Source organism: Stenotrophomonas sp. 364, from assembly GCF_009832905.1.
Lineage (GTDB): Bacteria > Pseudomonadota > Gammaproteobacteria > Xanthomonadales > Xanthomonadaceae > Stenotrophomonas > Stenotrophomonas maltophilia_AP.
Genome location: NZ_CP047135.1, coordinates 730,366 through 746,292, shown reverse-complemented (window position 1 = coordinate 746,292; position 15,927 = coordinate 730,366). Strand labels below are relative to the sequence as shown.

The 15,927-nt window shown below is 69.2% G+C and carries 17 protein-coding genes; 10 read left to right on the top strand and 7 right to left on the bottom strand.

Annotated elements, in window-relative coordinates; genetic code table 11:
• Positions 1-46 precede the first annotated feature (46 nt).
• Positions 47-1,027, top strand: a complete 981-nt coding sequence (locus tag GQ674_RS03585; protein ID WP_159499206.1) for an FAD:protein FMN transferase — start codon at positions 47-49, stop codon at positions 1,025-1,027.
• A complete protein-coding gene (locus GQ674_RS03580; protein WP_159495978.1) occupies positions 1,024-2,628 on the top strand; it encodes a sulfite reductase subunit alpha in 1,605 nt (534 codons plus the stop codon). The genes GQ674_RS03585 and GQ674_RS03580 overlap by 4 nt, the downstream gene beginning before the upstream one ends.
• 196 nt (positions 2,629-2,824) lie before the next feature.
• On the opposite strand, the gene GQ674_RS03575 is transcribed toward GQ674_RS03580, so the two are convergent.
• From GQ674_RS03575 to GQ674_RS03560, 4 genes are all read right to left on the bottom strand, one after another.
• Positions 2,825-3,424 carry a HutD family protein gene (locus GQ674_RS03575; protein ID WP_159495977.1) on the bottom strand — a complete coding sequence of 200 codons (600 nt, stop codon included), beginning with the start codon at positions 3,422-3,424 and terminating at the stop codon, positions 2,825-2,827.
• A 14-nt stretch (positions 3,425-3,438) separates the two neighbouring features.
• On the bottom strand, positions 3,439-4,146 hold the full coding sequence (locus GQ674_RS03570; RefSeq protein ID WP_159495976.1) for a murein L,D-transpeptidase catalytic domain family protein: 708 nt from the start codon (positions 4,144-4,146) through the stop codon (positions 3,439-3,441).
• 26 nt (positions 4,147-4,172) lie between these two features.
• A complete protein-coding gene (locus GQ674_RS03565; protein WP_159495975.1) occupies positions 4,173-5,240 on the bottom strand; it encodes a L,D-transpeptidase in 1,068 nt (355 codons plus the stop codon).
• Positions 5,241-5,663: 423 nt separating this feature from the next.
• The gene (locus tag GQ674_RS03560) at positions 5,664-5,945 is read right to left on the bottom strand and encodes a helix-hairpin-helix domain-containing protein (protein WP_137189998.1); all 282 of its coding nucleotides are present in this window, start codon (positions 5,943-5,945) and stop codon (positions 5,664-5,666) included.
• 247 nt (positions 5,946-6,192) lie between these two features.
• On the opposite strand from GQ674_RS03560, the gene GQ674_RS03555 reads away from it, so the two are divergent.
• The 4 genes from GQ674_RS03555 to murU all read left to right on the top strand — a co-directional run bounded on the left by GQ674_RS03555 (position 6,193) and on the right by murU (position 9,827).
• Positions 6,193-7,686, top strand: coding sequence for a M20 family metallopeptidase (locus tag GQ674_RS03555; protein ID WP_159495974.1), 1,494 nt, complete (start codon positions 6,193-6,195; stop codon positions 7,684-7,686).
• Between the two features lie 70 nt (positions 7,687-7,756).
• Positions 7,757-8,032, top strand: a complete 276-nt coding sequence (locus tag GQ674_RS03550) for a GlsB/YeaQ/YmgE family stress response membrane protein (RefSeq protein ID WP_159495973.1) — start codon at positions 7,757-7,759, stop codon at positions 8,030-8,032.
• 59 nt (positions 8,033-8,091) lie between these two features.
• On the top strand, positions 8,092-9,117 hold the full coding sequence (locus GQ674_RS03545; RefSeq protein ID WP_159495972.1) for a phosphotransferase: 1,026 nt from the start codon (positions 8,092-8,094) through the stop codon (positions 9,115-9,117).
• Positions 9,114-9,827 carry an N-acetylmuramate alpha-1-phosphate uridylyltransferase MurU gene (gene murU, locus GQ674_RS03540; RefSeq protein ID WP_159495971.1) on the top strand — a complete coding sequence of 238 codons (714 nt, stop codon included), beginning with the start codon at positions 9,114-9,116 and terminating at the stop codon, positions 9,825-9,827. The genes GQ674_RS03545 and murU overlap by 4 nt, the downstream gene beginning before the upstream one ends.
• Before the next feature lie 100 nt (positions 9,828-9,927).
• Here murU and hda read toward each other — a convergent pair whose 3' ends face one another.
• The 3 genes from hda to GQ674_RS03525 are packed head-to-tail and all read right to left on the bottom strand — an operon-like array spanning position 9,928 to position 12,925.
• A complete protein-coding gene (hda, locus tag GQ674_RS03535; RefSeq protein ID WP_137188798.1) occupies positions 9,928-10,638 on the bottom strand; it encodes a DnaA regulatory inactivator Hda in 711 nt (236 codons plus the stop codon).
• The gene (locus GQ674_RS03530) at positions 10,635-11,807 is read right to left on the bottom strand and encodes an AI-2E family transporter (protein WP_128098019.1); all 1,173 of its coding nucleotides are present in this window, start codon (positions 11,805-11,807) and stop codon (positions 10,635-10,637) included. The genes hda and GQ674_RS03530 overlap by 4 nt, the downstream gene beginning before the upstream one ends.
• Positions 11,804-12,925: a DUF2066 domain-containing protein gene (locus GQ674_RS03525; protein WP_201290211.1), complete on the bottom strand. Its 1,122-nt coding sequence runs from the start codon at positions 12,923-12,925 to the stop codon at positions 11,804-11,806. Before GQ674_RS03525 ends, GQ674_RS03530 begins: the two co-directional genes overlap by 4 nt.
• A gap of 108 nt (positions 12,926-13,033) precedes the next feature.
• Here GQ674_RS03525 and purM point away from each other — a divergent pair, with 108 nt between their 5' ends.
• Genes purM through purN form a run of 4 tightly spaced genes read left to right on the top strand, consistent with a single transcriptional unit; the run spans position 13,034 to position 15,916 of the window.
• The gene (gene purM, locus GQ674_RS03520; protein ID WP_159495969.1) at positions 13,034-14,089 is read left to right on the top strand and encodes a phosphoribosylformylglycinamidine cyclo-ligase; all 1,056 of its coding nucleotides are present in this window, start codon (positions 13,034-13,036) and stop codon (positions 14,087-14,089) included.
• A gap of 20 nt (positions 14,090-14,109) precedes the next feature.
• Positions 14,110-14,601 carry a hypothetical protein gene (locus GQ674_RS03515; protein WP_236546176.1) on the top strand — a complete coding sequence of 164 codons (492 nt, stop codon included), beginning with the start codon at positions 14,110-14,112 and terminating at the stop codon, positions 14,599-14,601.
• A gap of 53 nt (positions 14,602-14,654) precedes the next feature.
• Positions 14,655-15,260 carry a DUF2238 domain-containing protein gene (locus GQ674_RS03510; protein WP_201290252.1) on the top strand — a complete coding sequence of 202 codons (606 nt, stop codon included), beginning with the start codon at positions 14,655-14,657 and terminating at the stop codon, positions 15,258-15,260.
• On the top strand, positions 15,257-15,916 hold the full coding sequence (purN, locus tag GQ674_RS03505; RefSeq protein WP_159495967.1) for a phosphoribosylglycinamide formyltransferase: 660 nt from the start codon (positions 15,257-15,259) through the stop codon (positions 15,914-15,916). Before GQ674_RS03510 ends, purN begins: the two co-directional genes overlap by 4 nt.
• Positions 15,917-15,927: the final 11 nt, after the last annotated feature.

Genomic DNA, 15,927 nt, shown 5'->3' with positions numbered 1-15,927 from the left:
CAGGATCGATGATGGTGCGGGCCGCATGCCCTCCCTGCCCCAGCCCATGAACGACGAAGACCTCGACATCGCCAGCCTCGGTGGCCACACCATGGGCACCACCTGGCAGGTAAAGCTGGTGGTCGCGCGCACGCGCGATCTGCACCCCCTGCATGCCGGCATCCAGGCCCGGCTCGACGCCATCGTGGCGCAGATGAGCACCTGGGAAGCCAACAGTGACATCACCCGCTTCAACCGCGCCGCGCCCGGCAGCGTGCAGCGCGTGCCCGACCTGTTCGCACAGGTGGTGGACGTCGCCGTGGACATCGCCCGCCGCAGCGCGGGCGCCTTCGACCCCACCGTGGGGCCGCTGGTGGCGCTGTGGGGGTTTGGCGCGCACGCGCACGCACAGCGCATTCCCGACCCCGCCACGCTGGCCGCCACCCGCGCGCGCTGCGGCTGGCAGCGTCTGCACTGGGCCGATCAGACCCTGCAGCAACCCGGTGGCGTGGAACTGGATCTGTCGGCCATCGCCAAAGGCTTCGGCGTGGACCAGGTCAGCGCCTGGCTGCGCCAGCAGGGCGTGCATGCCGCGCTGGTGGAAGTGGGCGGGGAACTGCACGGTTACGGCCGCAAGCCCGATGGCCAGCGCTGGCGCGTGCTGGTCGAGGCCGGTCACGAAGAAGAAGCCAGCACCGCATTGCCGCCACGGGTGCTTGCGCTGGACGACCTGGCCGTGGCCACCTCCGGCGACCGCTGGCATCACTTCGAACAGGACGGCGTGCAGTTCAGCCACACCCTGGACCCGCGCACCGGCGCGCCGGTCACGCGTGCGGCCGCCGCCGTCACCGTGGCCGCACGCGACGCGATGCACGCCGACGGCTGGGCCACCGCGCTGACCGTGATGGGCCTCGAGCAGGGCCTGGCCTTTGCCCGCGAGCACGCGCTGGCCGCGCGCTTTGTCAGCCGTGGCGCGCAGGGCATCGAAGAGCACCTGAGCCCGGCCTTCGCACAGCTGCTGGATGCGCCACAGGCGCCGCCCGCATGAGCCGTCCGACGCGCGCCACCGTGGGCAACCTGCTGGTGATCGCCGTGCTGGCGGTGCTGGCGTGGCTGCTGTTGCGCCTGCACCTGCAGGCGCCGTGGTGGCAGGGTCCACCGATGGCATCACAGTGGCGCATCGCCGCCGCCAGCGTGTTCGGCTATGCCGTGCTCTGCGCTGCGATCTGGTGGCGGGGCCGTCCACGCGACGATGCGGCGGCGGCCGGGCCGGCACCGCTGCTGTTGGTCTGGGCCAGCCAGACCGGCTTTGCCCAGCAACTGTGCGCGCGCAGCGCCGAGACCCTGCGCGCGGCGGGCGTGCCGGTGCGGCTGCGCGGCCTGCACCAGGTGGACGCCAGCACGCTGCAGCAGGCCACGCAGGTCCTGTTCATCGCCAGCACCACCGGCGAAGGCGATGCGCCCGACCACGCGCTGCCGTTCCTGCGCACGGTGATGCCGCAGGCGCTGGCACTGCCGCAGCTGCACTACGGCGTGCTGGCACTGGGCGACCGCAGCTACGGGCACTTCTGCGCGTTCGGCCACCAGCTCGATGCGTGGTTGCGCCAGCACGGTGCGCACCCGTTGTTCGACACCGTGGAAGTGGACAACGCCGACCCGGCCGCGCTGCGGCACTGGCAGCAGCTGCTGGGCCAGCTGGGTGGCACCGCCACGGACCTGCCCGACTGGACCCCGGCCGATTACCTGCACTGGCAGCTGCGCAGCCGCACGCTGGAAAACCCGGGCAGCCCCGGTGCCGGCACCTGGCGTGTATCGCTGGTGCCCGCCGATGGCGTCCTGCCCGCGTGGCAAGCCGGCGACGTGGTGGAAATCGGCCCACGCCATGCCCCGGCGGCGGTGGATGCGTGGCTGGCCACCACCGCGCTGGACGGCACGCAGCAGATCAACGGCGACACCCTGCACGCGCACCTGTCGCGCGCGCACCTGCCCGATGCCGATGAAGCACCGGCCGACGACGCGGCTGCGTTGGTGGCGTCATTGCGCCCGCTGCCACACCGCGAATACTCCATCGCCAGCATGCCCGGCGAAGGCCACGTGCAGCTGTTGCTGCGCCGCCAGCTGCGCCCCGATGGCACGCCCGGCCTGGGCAGCGGCTGGTTGTGCGACCACGCCGCACTGGGCGGCCGCATCGACCTGAGGTTCCGCAGCAACCCGAATTTCCACGCCCCTGCGCCGGACGCCCCGCTGATCCTGATCGGCAACGGCACCGGCATCGCCGGCCTGCGCGCGCACCTGCGTGCCCGCATCGACGCCGGCGCGCGGCATACCTGGCTGCTGTTCGGGGAGCGCACACGGGCGCACGACTTCTACTTCGGCGACGAACTGAGCGCGTGGCAGCAGGCCGGCTGGATCGAACACCTGGATACGGTGTTCAGCCGCGACGGCGGCGAACACCGCTACGTGCAGGATCGCCTGCAGGCGCACATCGACCGGCTGTGGGAATGGTCGCGCGAAGGCGCCACGATCCTGGTCTGCGGCAGCTTGCGGGGCATGGCCCCGGCCGTGGACGCGGTGATCGAACGCGCCCTCGGCCGCGAAGGCAAGGAAGCGCTGATCGTGGCCGGGCGCTACCGGCGCGACGTGTACTGAGCGCACGGAGGCGCCGCGCGCGGGTGGCGTTGGTGCCGAATCGACGGCCGATGACCGTTGGCACAACCATCGGTACGGTCGGTTCCCAAGCGACTGCCGAGACGGTGATCCCCGCGGCGAACGCATGACCCGCAACGGAGCCTTCGATACGGGTGATGCCACCACCTGACGTTGCGCAGGTGATCGGTATGCGCCCCTACCGCGCGCTCAGTCGGATCGCGAGCAGTTCACCGCCGCCACGCAGCGCAAATCGTTTGCGCGGGCCAGCCGCCAGCCAGGCGGTGTCGCCGACGTCCATCGGCGGCAGGTCGGTGTCGCCCTCGAACTGCGCCTGTCCGGCCAGCAGATGAATCGCCCAGGCCACCGCCGGTTCGGTGAAGAAGAACATGCTGCCTACCAGCGGCCGGTGCAGCAGTTCGGCCTCCAGCGCGTCGCGGCGCCACATCAGGTTGAAGTCGTGGGTAAGCCCGTCCACCAGCTCGCCATGGATCTCCGCTTCGCCGGCCAACCGCACCCGGTCGTGCGGCGGCAGCAGCGTATGCACGGCCCCGTCGGCGAAGCGTAGGCGCAGCCCTTGCCCGCGCAGCAACACCAGTTCGCGCTCGATGCCGGGGAATGCGGAGAACGCCGCATCCTGCTCGATCTCGGCAATCGACATGCGCACCTGCCACTCCCCGGTATCGGGCACGCGCAGGATCTCGCGCGTCCAGCCCAGCCCATTGCGCCAGCGCTCGCGGCGGTACTCGACACTTGGAATCACGCGCGTTGCCGCGCTCAGGACGGTATCGGTCGACATGCCGGCATTGTGCCTCAGCCGGCGCGGCCGCCGCAGTCCGGGCCCAACAGCTGCGAACGTGCCAGCCAGTCCTTGTCGGGGTAGTAGGCGAACACCATCGCACCGTCACGCAGGCTGTTGATGAGCGGCTTGGCCACGGTCAGCCGGACCGCCGGGCAGCCGAGGCTGCGGCCCAGCCGGCCCTGCAGCCGGGCCATGGTCGGGTTCACGTACGGGGCGCCATGGATGACGATGGCGCGGTCGCGCGCATGGTCGTTGAAGCCCGGCTCAAGCCCTTCCAGGCGCAATGAATACCCATTGCCGCCCATGTAGGTTTCCTTCGCGGTGAACGCGCCCAGGCTGGACATGAAGCTGCCATCGCGATTGGAAAAATGTTCGGTCTGGTTGCCCCCGCTGTTGCGGCCATGCGCCACCCATTCCTCGAACAGCAGTTTCTGTCGGGCCAGGTCGAACACCCACATGCGCTGTTCGGTGGACGGGCGCGAGTAGTCGATCACGCTCAGCCGAGTCGGGTCGATACCCAGTTCCGGCCGCCGCAGAGCGCAGGTCATTGCCTTTGCGGCCAGCTGCAGCACCTTGCGGTCGGCGCCCGGCGCCGCGCGCGCCAGCATGTCGGCCAGCTGTGCCGGCGGCAGGGCGGCCGGCGCGGCGGCCGCGCACGCGCCCGACCCGGCCAGCGCCAGCCCACACAGGACAGTTCGAGTTCTCCGGGTCACGCGCATGGACGACATACCAACAGGGCCATTGGTTACAAGGTGGACCCGTCCGCGTCCGATTCCAACACCGGCTGCAGGTTCTGTTCATCGGCCACCGGGCGTACCGCCGGCAGGCTGGTCACCAGCAGCGTGGTGCCGGGCACCAGCGCCTTGTACAACTGCTCGGCAAATTCCGGCGGCAGCGCCATCGGCAGGCTGGGCGTGGCCAGCAGGTCCGGGCTCGCATTGCCCGCGCTCTGCCCCAGCAACGGGTAGGCGGTCCACTTGTGCAGGCGCTGGTGGGCGTCCAGCGGGCTGGGCACATCCGAGTAGCCCTGCTGCATCACGAACAGGGTGGTGCCCTCGAACGCTGGCAGGGCCTTGGCCTCCAGGTGCGATTCGCCGATCAACACGCCATCGCGCAGCACGTACAGGCGCTGGTCGTGCAGGCTCACCAGGATGCCCACCTGGCCACTCGGCGCGGCCGCGTCGTTCCAGTAATGCGCCGGCGCATCGGTGGTTTCCACCAACGGCTTGCCGGTGCTGTTCACCGGGGCCAGCACCGCCGGGTAGGCCAGCGTCATCGGCGCGCTCTTGGCGTCGGCCACCACCACGGTGTCGCCGCGCTTGGTTTCACCGAACAGCTTCTGCGCGAACGCCTGCGGCAGGCGCACGCAGCCGTGCGAGGCCGGGTGCCCGGGCAGGTTGCCGCCGTGCAGCGCGATGCCGTCCCAGGTCAGCCGCTGCATGTAAGGCATCGGCGCACTGTTGTAGAGGTTGGACTTGTGGTCCTTGTCCTTCTGCAGAATGGTGAACACACCGGTCGGGGTTTCATGCCCGGTCTTGCCCGAGCTGATCGTGCTCAGGCCAATGGCGATGCCGTTGCGGTACACGTAGGCGCGCTGCTCATCCAGGCTGACCACCAGCACGATCGGCCCGGCCGGCGAGATTTCCGGATGCCAGAGAAACTCGCCCGGCTTGAGATCGGTGGGCCCGCGCGGTGCGGCGGGGGATTTTTCAGCGCTCGTGCTGGCCGGCGGTGCAGCAGCCGCGGCCGAGCAGAATCCGCTGGCGAACAGGGTGGCCAAGGCCAGGGTAAGCAACGCGCGGCGTGGTGCCATGGGGTCATTCCATCCAGTGATGCGCAGACGCTACACCAACGCACTGCATGAAACAGGTGTTCGCGGCTTCTTGATCAAGACAGCCACGCATGGCGTGGCGTTGTCGGCGCGAGCACTCCACGCCGTCCAAAAAGAAATTGCCCGGCCGCGCATCCCTGCGCAGTACCGGGCAATCATCACGTCCTTGTCGGCATCCCGCCTTCCCCCTGTGCATCCTGCCCAGTATGGGTGCCGGCCATGCTCCCTGCACTCGGCCGTATCCTGTTCCGCCATCACAGCCCTTCCCGGGTCTGGATGCCACCGTCCTGGTGGATCCGCGCCAATCCTTCCGCGCACGCATCCCTGCGTATGTCGGTGTCACCGCGCGTCCTGCGCGGCAACCAGTGACAGGCTCCCTGCCCGTCCCCGACCTGTCCTGTCTGGTCAGCGCCTCGGTACGGATGCCGGCAACGCCCTCCTGGGCGGTTCCGCGGCGGGACTCTTCATGATCCCCGTCGTCATCCGTTGTCGATTCCGTTCGACCGTTGCTGTCCCTATCCCCTTCACCCGCGTCAAATCCTCGACGCGAAGGAAGTGGCCGTGTTGTCGCCGGTACGCGACGATCGCCTCGGCCTTGTGTGGCCCCACGTTCGTCAGTCCCTGCTGCAGCGTCGACGCATCTGCTGTATTGATGTCGATCCGGTCGGATGCTTGCGCAGCCCCCATCAGCAACAGTCCCAGCACCAGCGCCTTACACGAAAACCAAGGCCCCACCTTGCTACTCCTTGTGGCTCGGAACCGGTGCCTGCCGGCTATCCCGTCGGAAGCTCCAGCGTGCCTCGCCACATACACACAGCCTATCGTCCACAGCGACTTCACACAGCCAGCCAAATACCTGACGTTGTGTAGGGAAATCCCTACCCCCGCTCCGGGCGTAGAATGTGAGGACTTGCCAATGCATCCGGAGTGTCAGATGGACAGCACCAAACTCGGCCAATTCGTCAGTGAGAAGTGGGACAGCGACATCGTCCCGCAATTGGTCGATTACATCCGTATTCCCAACAAATCGCCGATGTTCGACGCAGATTGGGTGGCCAATGGGTACATGGAGCAGGCCGTTACCCTGATGGAGACCTGGGCCCGTGCCCAGAATCTGCCAGGCCTGACGGTAGAGGTGGTGCGCCTGGAAGGCCGCACGCCGCTGCTGCTGCTGGAAATCCCCGCCTCCGGCGCCGAGACCGGCGACGACACCATCCTGCTGTACGGCCACCTGGACAAGCAGCCGGAAATGACCGGCTGGGACGACGACCTGGGCCCGTGGATTCCGGTGCTGCGCGGCGACAAGCTGTACGGCCGCGGTGGCGCCGACGACGGCTATGCCATGTTCGGTTCGCTGGCTGCCGTGCTTGCGCTGCAGGAACAGGGCCTGCCGCATGCGCGCTGCGTGGTGCTGATCGAAGCCTGCGAAGAATCGGGCAGCTACGACCTGCCGGCCTACGTGGACCACCTGGCCGACCGCATCGGCAAGCCCTCGCTGGTGGTGTGCCTGGATTCGGGCTGCGCCAACTACGACCAGCTGTGGTGCACCACCTCGCTGCGCGGCCTGACCGGCGGCAACTTCTCGGTGAAGGTGCTCAACGAAGGCGTGCATTCCGGCGATGCCTCCGGCGTGATCCCGTCCAGCTTCCGCCTGCTGCGCCAGCTGCTGTCGCGCATCGAGGACGAGAACACCGGCCGCATCCTGATCGACGGCATGAATGTCGAGATCCCGGCCGAGCGCTTGGAACAGGCCAAGCGCGCCGCCGACGTGGTGGACACCGCGATCTTCGAGAAATTCCCGATGGTCGACGGTCTCAAGCCGATGAACGAAGACCTCACCGAGCTGGTGCTCAACCGCACCTGGCGCCCGGCGTTGTCGGTGACCGGCGTGGACGGCATGCCGCCGCTGGCCTCGGCCGGCAACGTGCTGCGCCCGCATACCGCGGTGAAGCTGTCGCTGCGCCTGCCGCCCACCGCCGACGGCAAGGCCTGCGGCGAGCTGCTGAAAGAAGCGCTCCTGCGCGACCCGCCGAACGGCGCGGAAGTGAAGCTGGACCTGGAAAAGGCCTCCAGCGGCTGGAACGCCCCGGCGATGGCGCCGTGGCTGACCCAGGCCATCGACGACGCCAGCCAGACCTTCTTCGGCAAGCCGGCGATGTACATGGGCGAAGGTGGCTCGATCCCGTTCATGGGCATGCTGGGCGAGAAGTTCCCCGGCGCGCAGTTCATGATCACCGGCGTGCTCGGCCCGCACTCCAACGCGCATGGCCCGAACGAGTTCCTGCACATTCCGATGGGCAAGAAGGTCACCGCGTGCGTGTCCAAGGTGATCAGCGAGCACTACGCGGCCAGCCTGCGCGGTGAGACCAGCGGTTCGCCGGTGGCCGCCGACAGCGGCACCCGCCACGGCGGCCACGGCTGCTGCTGATTGCGTCACGCCGTGACGGACGCAGCCTGGCCTTGCTAGGCTGCGTCCATCCCTCGACGGCGTAGATGGCATGAACGGACTGTTCGGCAGCACCAGCTGGCTCTACATCATCCTGGTCGGCTTTTTCGTCGGCCTGCTCGGGCGTTTCTTCATGCCCGGCAACAACCGCATGGGCTGCCTGCTGACCATCGTGCTGGGCATCGTCGGCGCACTGCTGGCCGGCTGGTTTGGCCAGTACATGGGCTGGTATGCCGCCGGTGAGCCGGCCGGCTTCCTCGGCGCGGTCCTCGGTGCGGTGGCCGTGCTTGCCCTGCTGCGGCTTGTGAGCGGCGGCGGCAAGCGCTGAGCCGACGCACTTCTCCTATTCGCCTGGCGCCACCCGGTGCCGCTTCGACGTACCTGTCCATGAATGATCCTGCTTCCGATCCCCAGCGCGCCGAACTGCGCCGCCAGTGGGCCAGCACCGCGCTGAACGACCCGCAGCTGGCGCTCGACCGCGCCTCGGTTGACGCCGGGTTCCGCAGCTACTGGCGTGCCACCAGCGCGCGCGGCAGCCACATCGTGATGGACTCCCCGCCCGGGCTGGAAGATGTTCGCCCGTGGCTGCGCATGCATGACCTGCTGGAACCCAACGGCGTGCGCGTGCCGCAGGTGCTCGAGCGCGATGTCGAACAGGGCTTCCTGCTGCTGGAAGACCTGGGCGGGCCCACGCTGGCCCGGCACATCGACGACCGCAATGCCGATGCGTGGTTCGATGCCGCCTTCGCACAGCTGATCCGGCTGCAACAGATTCCCGTGCCCGAGGGCATGGGCAGCTTCGGCGAGGCGCTGCTGCAGCGTGATGCCGGGCTGTTCGACGAATGGTTCCTGCAGCGCCACCTGGGCCTGCAGCTCGACTGTGGCGAGCTGGAGCAGCTGCAGTTGGTGCACCGGCGGCTGATGGACAACGCGCTGAACCAGCCCCAGGTGCTCACCCACCGCGACTTCATGCCGCGCAACCTGATGCCGGTCGACGGCGGCCCGGCCGTGCTGGACTTCCAGGACCTGGTGCGTGGGCCGATCGCCTACGACCCGGTGAGCCTGTTCAAGGACGCGTTCCTGAGCTGGCCGCTGGCCAAGGTGGATGCGTGGCTGGCGCGCTACCACGCCCAGGCGCTGGCCGCGGGCCTGCCGGTGCGGCCGTGGCCGCAGTTCCTGCGCGACGCCGACTGGATGGGCGTGCAGCGCCACCTGAAGATCCTGGGCCTGTTCGTGCGCCTGCGCGACCGCGACGGCAAGGGCCACTATTTCGACGACGCGCCGCGCTTCATCGCCTACCTGGACGAAGTGCTGCCGCGCCATCCCGAACTGGCCGCGCTGGACGACCTGCTGCAGCGGCGCATCAAACCGGCGTTGGCGCAGCTGGCCAGCCCGGTGCTGGCGCGCCCATGAAGGCGATGATCTTCTCGGCCGGCAAAGGCGAGCGCATGCGCCCGCTGACCCTGCACACGCCCAAGCCGCTACTGGTAGCCGGCGGCAAGCCGTTGATCGCCTGGCACCTGGAAAAGCTGGCGGCCGCGGGCATCCACGAGGTGGTGGTCAACACGTCCTGGCTGGGCGAGCAGTTCGCCCCCGCCTTGGGCGACGGCGCGCGCTGGGGCCTGCGCCTGCACCTCATCGACGAAGGCCCGGTGCCGCTGGAAACCGGCGGCGGCATCCTCAACGCGTTGCCGCTGCTTGGTGATGCGCCGTTCCTGGTGGTCAACGGCGATGTCTGGACCGACCTGGATTTCGGCACGCTGCCGGACGTACCGGCGGGCGATGCGCACCTGGTGCTGGTCGACAACCCGGCGCAGCATCCGTGCGGCGATTTCATCCTGCATCCCGACGGCCGCGTTGATGACGATGGCGACGCCGCACGCCTGACCTATGCCGGCATCGGCGTGTACCGCCCGGCCATCCTTGACCGCTGGCGCGCGGTGATCGGCGCCACCGCAGGCGCGGCGGCCCAACCGCCGCAGTTCGGCCTGGCCCCGCTGCTGCGCCATGCCATGGTCGAGGGCCGCGTGAGCGGGCAGCATCACCGCGGGCGCTGGACTGATGTAGGCACGCCGGAGCGTCTGGCGCAGCTGGACGCCCAGTTGCAGTCCCGGCACGGGTAAAACACCGCGGGCACGAACCTGGGCGACCCGGCGGTAGAGCCGACCGTTGGTCGGCTGCTCTCCGCCCGAGCCCACCAGAGCAGCCGACCAACGGTCGGCTCTACAACCGGTGCGGGCCGTCTTCCAGGACCTGCCGCAGGAACGGCACGGTGATGCGTCGCTGTGCCGCCAGCGATTCGCGGTCCAGCCAGTCCAGCAGGCTGACCAGGCTGCCCAGTTCGCGGCCGGTACGGGTGAGCAGCCATTCGATCGCCGCCTCGTCGATGGCCAGGCCACGGCGCAACGCGCGTTCGCGCAGCACCGCCGCGCGGCCTTCGTCATCCAGCGGCTGCAGCTGCACGCGGACGCACTGCTGCAGGCGCGAACGCAGGTCCGGCAGCACCAGGCCGAGCTGGTCCGGGCCGTGCTGGGCGGTATACAACAGGGTGATGCCGGCACTGCGCGCGCGGTTGTGGAAATCAAACAGCGCCACCTCGTCCTCGCGCTGCCCGGCCACCGCATCCAGCCCGTCCAGCGCGACCAGGTCGCGCCCCTCCAGCGACTCCAGCGCGGCGCGGGTCCGGCCCACCACCGCCTTCAGCGGCAGGTAGGTCGGCTGGCGGCCGGCCTGTTCGGCCAGCGAGCACATCGCCAGCGCCTGGTGGGTCTTGCCGGTACCGGCCGCGCCTTCCAGGTACACCCAGTCATGTGCGGCCCCCACCGCGATCGCACGCAGCTGCGCCAGCGCACCGTCCGGTGCACCGATGAAGGTTTCCAGTCGCTCGTCCTGCGGGTAGCGCAGGGCGAGCGGCAGCTGCGGAACGACGCTCACTGAAGGTCAGGCGCCTTCGGCGAGGTGTCCACGATGATGGTGGGCTTGTCGATGTAGGAATCCAGCACGATCGCCGACTTCTCGCCGGCATACAGGTCGCTCTGGCGATAACGCTGGTGCGCATAGCGCAGCAGCACGTTGCTGACCGCCGCCACCGGCAGCGCCAGCAGCATGCCCAGGAAGCCGAACAGCTGACCACCGGCCATCACCGCGAAAATCACCGCCACCGGGTGCAGGCCGATCTTGTCGCCGACGATGCGCGGAGTGAGCACGTAGCTTTCCAGCAGCTGGCCCACGGTGAACACCACGCCCACCAGGATCAGCAGCTTCAGGTCGAAGCCCTGCGCCTGCACCAGCGCCGCACCGATGGCCATCACGATGCCGGTGGTGGCGCCCAGGTACGGAATGAAGCTGATCAGGCCGGCCACCAGGCCGATCAACAGGCCCAGCTTCAGCCCCACCAGCGACAGGCCGGCGGCATACACCACGCCCAGCGCGATCATCACCAGGAACTGGCCGCGGATGAACGCCCCCAGCACCTCGTCGGACTCGCGGGCCAGCTTGGTGATGGTGCCGATGTGGTTGCGCGGGATCATCGACGCGACCCGCTCCACCAGCTTGTCCCAGTCACGCAGGAAGTAGAACGCCAGGATCGGCAGCAGCAGGATATTGACTACCCAGGTCACCATGGTGAAGCCCGAGCGCGACACGTAGCCGAAGAAGGTCTTGGCGAAGCCGCCGGCCTGCTGCCAGTGGCTGCGTACCCACTCGATCAGCCGGTCCGGGTCCATCCACTGCATGATCTCCAGCCCGGTCTTCTGCTCGAACCACGGAATGCCGGTCTGCATCAGCCATTGCTGGGCCTGCGGGATGGCCGCCACCAAGGTGGCGATCTGGCGCTCGATCATCGGCACCAGGATCAGCAGTGCGGCGGTGATCAGCAGGATCATCGCCACGAACACCAGCACCACGCCGGTATTGCGCGAGCGGCCGGTGGCCTCGATGCGGTCGACCAGCGGATCGCCCAGCCAGGCCAGTGCCAGGGCCAGCACGAACGGGGTGAGGATCGGGCCCAGCAGCCAGATCACCCAGCCCACTGCCAGCGCCGCCAGAACGTATTTGAGGCGGCGCAGGAACTGCGCGATCTCGGCTTCGGGAGTGAGGATCATCGCAGTCGGTACTCGTTGCTGGCCGGGGGCGGCGGCGTGCCGGGCGCGTCATCGCCGTCGACCGGCACCGGCAGCGGGGCCAGCGGCACGATCACGCCGTTGTCGCCGAGCATGCGGTTCAGGCCGGACAGGCCGGTGGTCATCTCCAGCGACAGCTCCAGGCGGTTGCCCGACGCGCGCAGCGGGGTGATGGTGCGTACCACCGGGTTCTCACGCAGGCCGGCGGCCAGGCGCAGGTAGTCCTCGGCACTGTCCAGCCCGCTCACCACGATGGTGTAGCTGCCGGCCGCGCCGGTGGCGGCCCCGGCCTTGGCGTAGCGCCGGACCAGCGCGTCGGCGGTGCCGTCCGCGCCACTGGCCATGGCCCGCCGGGCATCGGTGTCCTTGGTGGTCCACTTGTTCAGTTCCTTGCCGCCGTCCACGAACACCCAATCGGCCACCCAGCCGCCGTTGGCGCGGTACAGCTTGCCCACCAGCTGCATCGGCGGGGCATAGCGCGAGGAGGCACGGGCCACCGCGGCGGTGTCCTGGCGCCAGATCGCGCCCACCAGCGCCTGTTCGGCGGCGCTGCCGCCGGGCAGGCCCAGCTTGTAGCCGCGCTCGATGGCGCGGTTCAGCAACGGGCGGGCCGCGTTGGCCTGCTGCACGCTGACCAGTCGCGGGCCGCTGCCATCGTCGATGGCCAGCCAGACCACCGGCTTGGGCCGCGGCTGCGGCCACAGCGGCAGCCCCAGCGCGGAAATCAGGCCGTCCACGTCGTCCTGGCGGAAACGTGCCACCAGCGTGGTGCGGAAGCTGGGGGCCCCGGTGGCCGAGGTGCTCTGGTCCTGGCGGTAGTCATAGCTGGCCACGTAGTCCTTGGCCCCGCGCAGGGCCTGGGCCACGCCCGGGCGGCCCATCACGCTGCGGTCGCCGGACAGCTTGGCCAGCACATTGCCCAGCGCGCGCGCCAACGCGCCGTTGCGGTCGGCGTCGGCCTGGCTGTTGACCGGCACTTCGGCCTCATAGGCGCCCGTGGCGCTGGCCACGTCGCCTTCGGTACGCAGGCCGCTCTGGGCCATCGTGGCCACCGGCAGGCATAGCGTGAGGAGCATCATCAAAAAGAGGCTGCGGCGCATCAGGACTTCCATTGAGCGTATCCGGGGGGAATTGTTGCCCGAATAGGGCCTGCGCGCCAACGTGGCCTGTTAAAATCGCCGATTCACCCCAGCGCAGCGCCGACGCCCGTGACCAACTCCCCGTCCAACCCCTCTCCCCTGACCTACCGCGACGCCGGTGTCGACATCGACGCGGGCAATGCACTGGTCGAGCGCATCAAGCCGCTGGTCAAGCGCAGCTTCCGCCCCGAAGTGATGGGCGGGCTGGGGGGCTTCGGCGCGCTGTTCGACCTGTCCAACAAGTACCGCGAGCCGGTGCTGGTGTCGGGCACGGACGGCGTGGGCACCAAGCTGAAGCTCGCACAACAGCTGGGCCGGCATGACACCATCGGCATCGACCTGGTGGCCATGTGCGTGAACGACGTGCTGGTGCAGGGCGCCGAGCCGCTGTTCTTCCTGGACTACTTCGCCACCGGCAAGCTGGACATCGACACCGCCGCGGCCGTCGTGGGCGGCATCGCCAATGGCTGCACCGAGGCCGGCTGCGCGCTGATCGGCGGCGAAACCGCTGAAATGCCCGACATGTACGCCCCGGGCGAGTACGACCTGGCCGGCTTCACCGTGGCCGGGGTCGAGAAGAGCGAGCTGAAGGATGGCGCCAGCGTGGCCGCCGGCGACGTGCTGATCGGCATCGCCTCCTCCGGCCCGCACTCCAACGGGTACTCGCTGGTGCGCCGCATCTACGACCGCGCCGGCCAGCCAGCCGACCTGGAGCTGGACGGCGGGGTCAAGCTGGTCGATGCCCTCATGGCCCCGACCCGCCTGTACGTGAAGCCAATCCTGGCGCTGCTGAAGGACCACGGCGCGGCCATCCACGGCATGGCCCACATCACCGGCGGCGGCCTCACCGAGAACATCATCCGCGTAGTGCCCGAGGGCCTGGGCCTGGACATCCAGGCCAACGCCTGGACGCTGCCGCCGGTGTTCCAGTGGCTTCAGAAGGAAGGCGCGGTGGCCGACAGCGAAATGTGGCGCACCTTCAACTGCGGCATCGGGTTCGTGCTGATCGTGGCCGCCGACCAGGCCGAGGCAGTGTCCGCAGCGGTCAGCGCACAGGGCCTGGCGCACTGGACCATCGGTGCGGTCACCGTCGCCGACGGTGCCGAGCGCGTCAAGATCGGTTGATCACGCCCATGGAGCCCCGCATGGATGCCACTGCTCCGCCGCCGCTGCCGACCCGCGGGCCAGCGGGATCGCCGCGCGGCGGCCAGGACGACGCCGCGCAGCTGCAGCTGTTGTCGGTGCTGCACTACGTGATGGCCGGGTTCACCGCGCTGTTTTCGCTGTTCCCGGTGATCTACCTGGTGCTCGGCATCGCGGTGCTCAGCGGGGCCATGCCGGTGGACAGCAGCACGGCGTCATCGCCGGGCGAGGTCCAGCTGATGGGCTGGGTGTTCACCGGCCTGGGCACGGTGTTCTTCCTGGCCATGCTCGCCACGGCGGGCCTGGTGGGCTACGCCGGGCGCTGCCTGGCGCGTGAGCAGCGCCACACGCTGTGCATGGTCGCCGCCGGGGTGTGCTGCATGTTCATGCCGCTGGGCACCATCCTCGGCGTGTTCACTCTGGTCACCCTGACCCGCACGTCGGTGCGTCAGCGCTTCGCGCACGGCGCCGCCCTGCCCCCTTCCACGCACTGACCTTCCGGCTGACGCGCATGAACCACCGTGGCCGCAGTGCCCGTTCGTTTTCGATGGCCAAGAAGGTCGCGCTTGCCGGTGTGCTGGCCATCTTCGCGGCCAGCTGGATCCAGCCACTGTGGCCGTTGGAGCAGACCCTGCACAGCTCGCTGACCGTGATCGGTCTGGTGGCGCTGTGGTGGGTGGACCGCCGCTGGGGGCTGGGCAACGGCGCATTCGCCGCGATCTGCGGCTTCATCGCCATCCACTGCATCGCCGCGCGCTGGCTGTATTCCAACGTGCCCTACGACGCGTGGCTGCAGGCCGCGCTGCACTGGTCGCCGAACGCCGCCTTCGGCTGGCAGCGCAACCACTTCGACCGGCTCATCCATTTCCTGTACGGCGTCTGCTTCACTCCGGCGCTGCTGCAACTGGCGCGCCATGCGTGGCCGACGCTGCGCATCGGTCAGGCCTTCACCCTGGCGGTGATGGTGGTGATGTGCTCCAGCCTGGCCTACGAATGGCTGGAATGGGGCATCGCGTTGCTGCTGTCGCCCGAAGCGGCCGAGGCCTACAACGGCCAGCAGGGCGACATGTGGGACGCGCACGCCGACATGCTGCTGGCCACGCTGGGCAGCCTGCTGGTCTGGCCGATGGCCCCGCGGAGCACGCTGCGATGAGCGCGCCGGCACGCCTGGCGGTGCTCGCCTCGGGGCGCGGCAGCAACCTGCAGGCGATCACGAAGGCCATCGCGGCCGGCCAGTTGGACGCACAGGTGGTGGCGGTGCTGTCGGACAAGCCCGATGCGCCGGCCCTGCAGCAGGTGGGAGCCGAACAGCGCTGGGCGCGGTCGCCGAAGGACTTCGCCGACCGCGCGGCCTTCGATACCGCACTGGGCGACGCACTGGCCGGGTTCACCCCGGACTGGGTGGTCTGCGCCGGCTACATGCGCATCCTGGGCCAGGCCTTTGTGGAACGCTTCGACGGCCGGCTGGTCAACATCCACCCATCGCTGCTGCCGCTGTACAAGGGTCTGCACACGCATGCCCGCGCACTGGAGGCCGGTGACGCCGAGCATGGCGCCAGCGTGCACTTCGTGGTGCCCGAACTGGATGCCGGCACCGTGCTGGCGCAGGCGCGGGTGCCGGTGCTGGCCGACGACACCCCCGAGACGCTGGCCCAGCGGGTGTTGGCGGTGGAGCACCCGCTGCTGATCGCCAGCCTGCAGTGGCTGGTGTCCGGCCGCGTGGCTGAACGCGAGGGACGGCTTCACCTCGACGGTCACCCCCTGTTTAGCCCCTTGCGCCTAGATTCCGCCGGTAAGCTGAACAGGTGAGCGGCGCGCAC

What these genes read in the sequence shown, in the direction of transcription:
- GQ674_RS03585 (WP_159499206.1), top strand. Translation starts at nt 47, where the DNA reads ATGAACGACGAAGACCTCGACATCGCCAGCCTCGGTGGCCACACCATG.
- GQ674_RS03580 (WP_159495978.1), top strand. Translation starts at nt 1,024, where the DNA reads ATGAGCCGTCCGACGCGCGCCACCGTGGGCAACCTGCTGGTGATCGCC.
- GQ674_RS03575 (WP_159495977.1), bottom strand. Translation starts at nt 3,424, where the DNA reads ATGTCGACCGATACCGTCCTGAGCGCGGCAACGCGCGTGATTCCAAGT.
- GQ674_RS03570 (WP_159495976.1), bottom strand. Translation starts at nt 4,146, where the DNA reads ATGCGCGTGACCCGGAGAACTCGAACTGTCCTGTGTGGGCTGGCGCTG.
- GQ674_RS03565 (WP_159495975.1), bottom strand. Translation starts at nt 5,240, where the DNA reads ATGGCACCACGCCGCGCGTTGCTTACCCTGGCCTTGGCCACCCTGTTC.
- GQ674_RS03560 (WP_137189998.1), bottom strand. Translation starts at nt 5,945, where the DNA reads ATGGGGGCTGCGCAAGCATCCGACCGGATCGACATCAATACAGCAGAT.
- GQ674_RS03555 (WP_159495974.1), top strand. Translation starts at nt 6,193, where the DNA reads ATGGACAGCACCAAACTCGGCCAATTCGTCAGTGAGAAGTGGGACAGC.
- GQ674_RS03550 (WP_159495973.1), top strand. Translation starts at nt 7,757, where the DNA reads ATGAACGGACTGTTCGGCAGCACCAGCTGGCTCTACATCATCCTGGTC.
- GQ674_RS03545 (WP_159495972.1), top strand. Translation starts at nt 8,092, where the DNA reads ATGAATGATCCTGCTTCCGATCCCCAGCGCGCCGAACTGCGCCGCCAG.
- murU (WP_159495971.1), top strand. Translation starts at nt 9,114, where the DNA reads ATGAAGGCGATGATCTTCTCGGCCGGCAAAGGCGAGCGCATGCGCCCG.
- GQ674_RS03530 (WP_128098019.1), bottom strand. Translation starts at nt 11,807, where the DNA reads ATGATCCTCACTCCCGAAGCCGAGATCGCGCAGTTCCTGCGCCGCCTC.
- GQ674_RS03525 (WP_201290211.1), bottom strand. Translation starts at nt 12,925, where the DNA reads ATGCGCCGCAGCCTCTTTTTGATGATGCTCCTCACGCTATGCCTGCCG.
- GQ674_RS03515 (WP_236546176.1), top strand. Translation starts at nt 14,110, where the DNA reads ATGGATGCCACTGCTCCGCCGCCGCTGCCGACCCGCGGGCCAGCGGGA.
- GQ674_RS03510 (WP_201290252.1), top strand. Translation starts at nt 14,655, where the DNA reads ATGGCCAAGAAGGTCGCGCTTGCCGGTGTGCTGGCCATCTTCGCGGCC.
- purN (WP_159495967.1), top strand. Translation starts at nt 15,257, where the DNA reads ATGAGCGCGCCGGCACGCCTGGCGGTGCTCGCCTCGGGGCGCGGCAGC.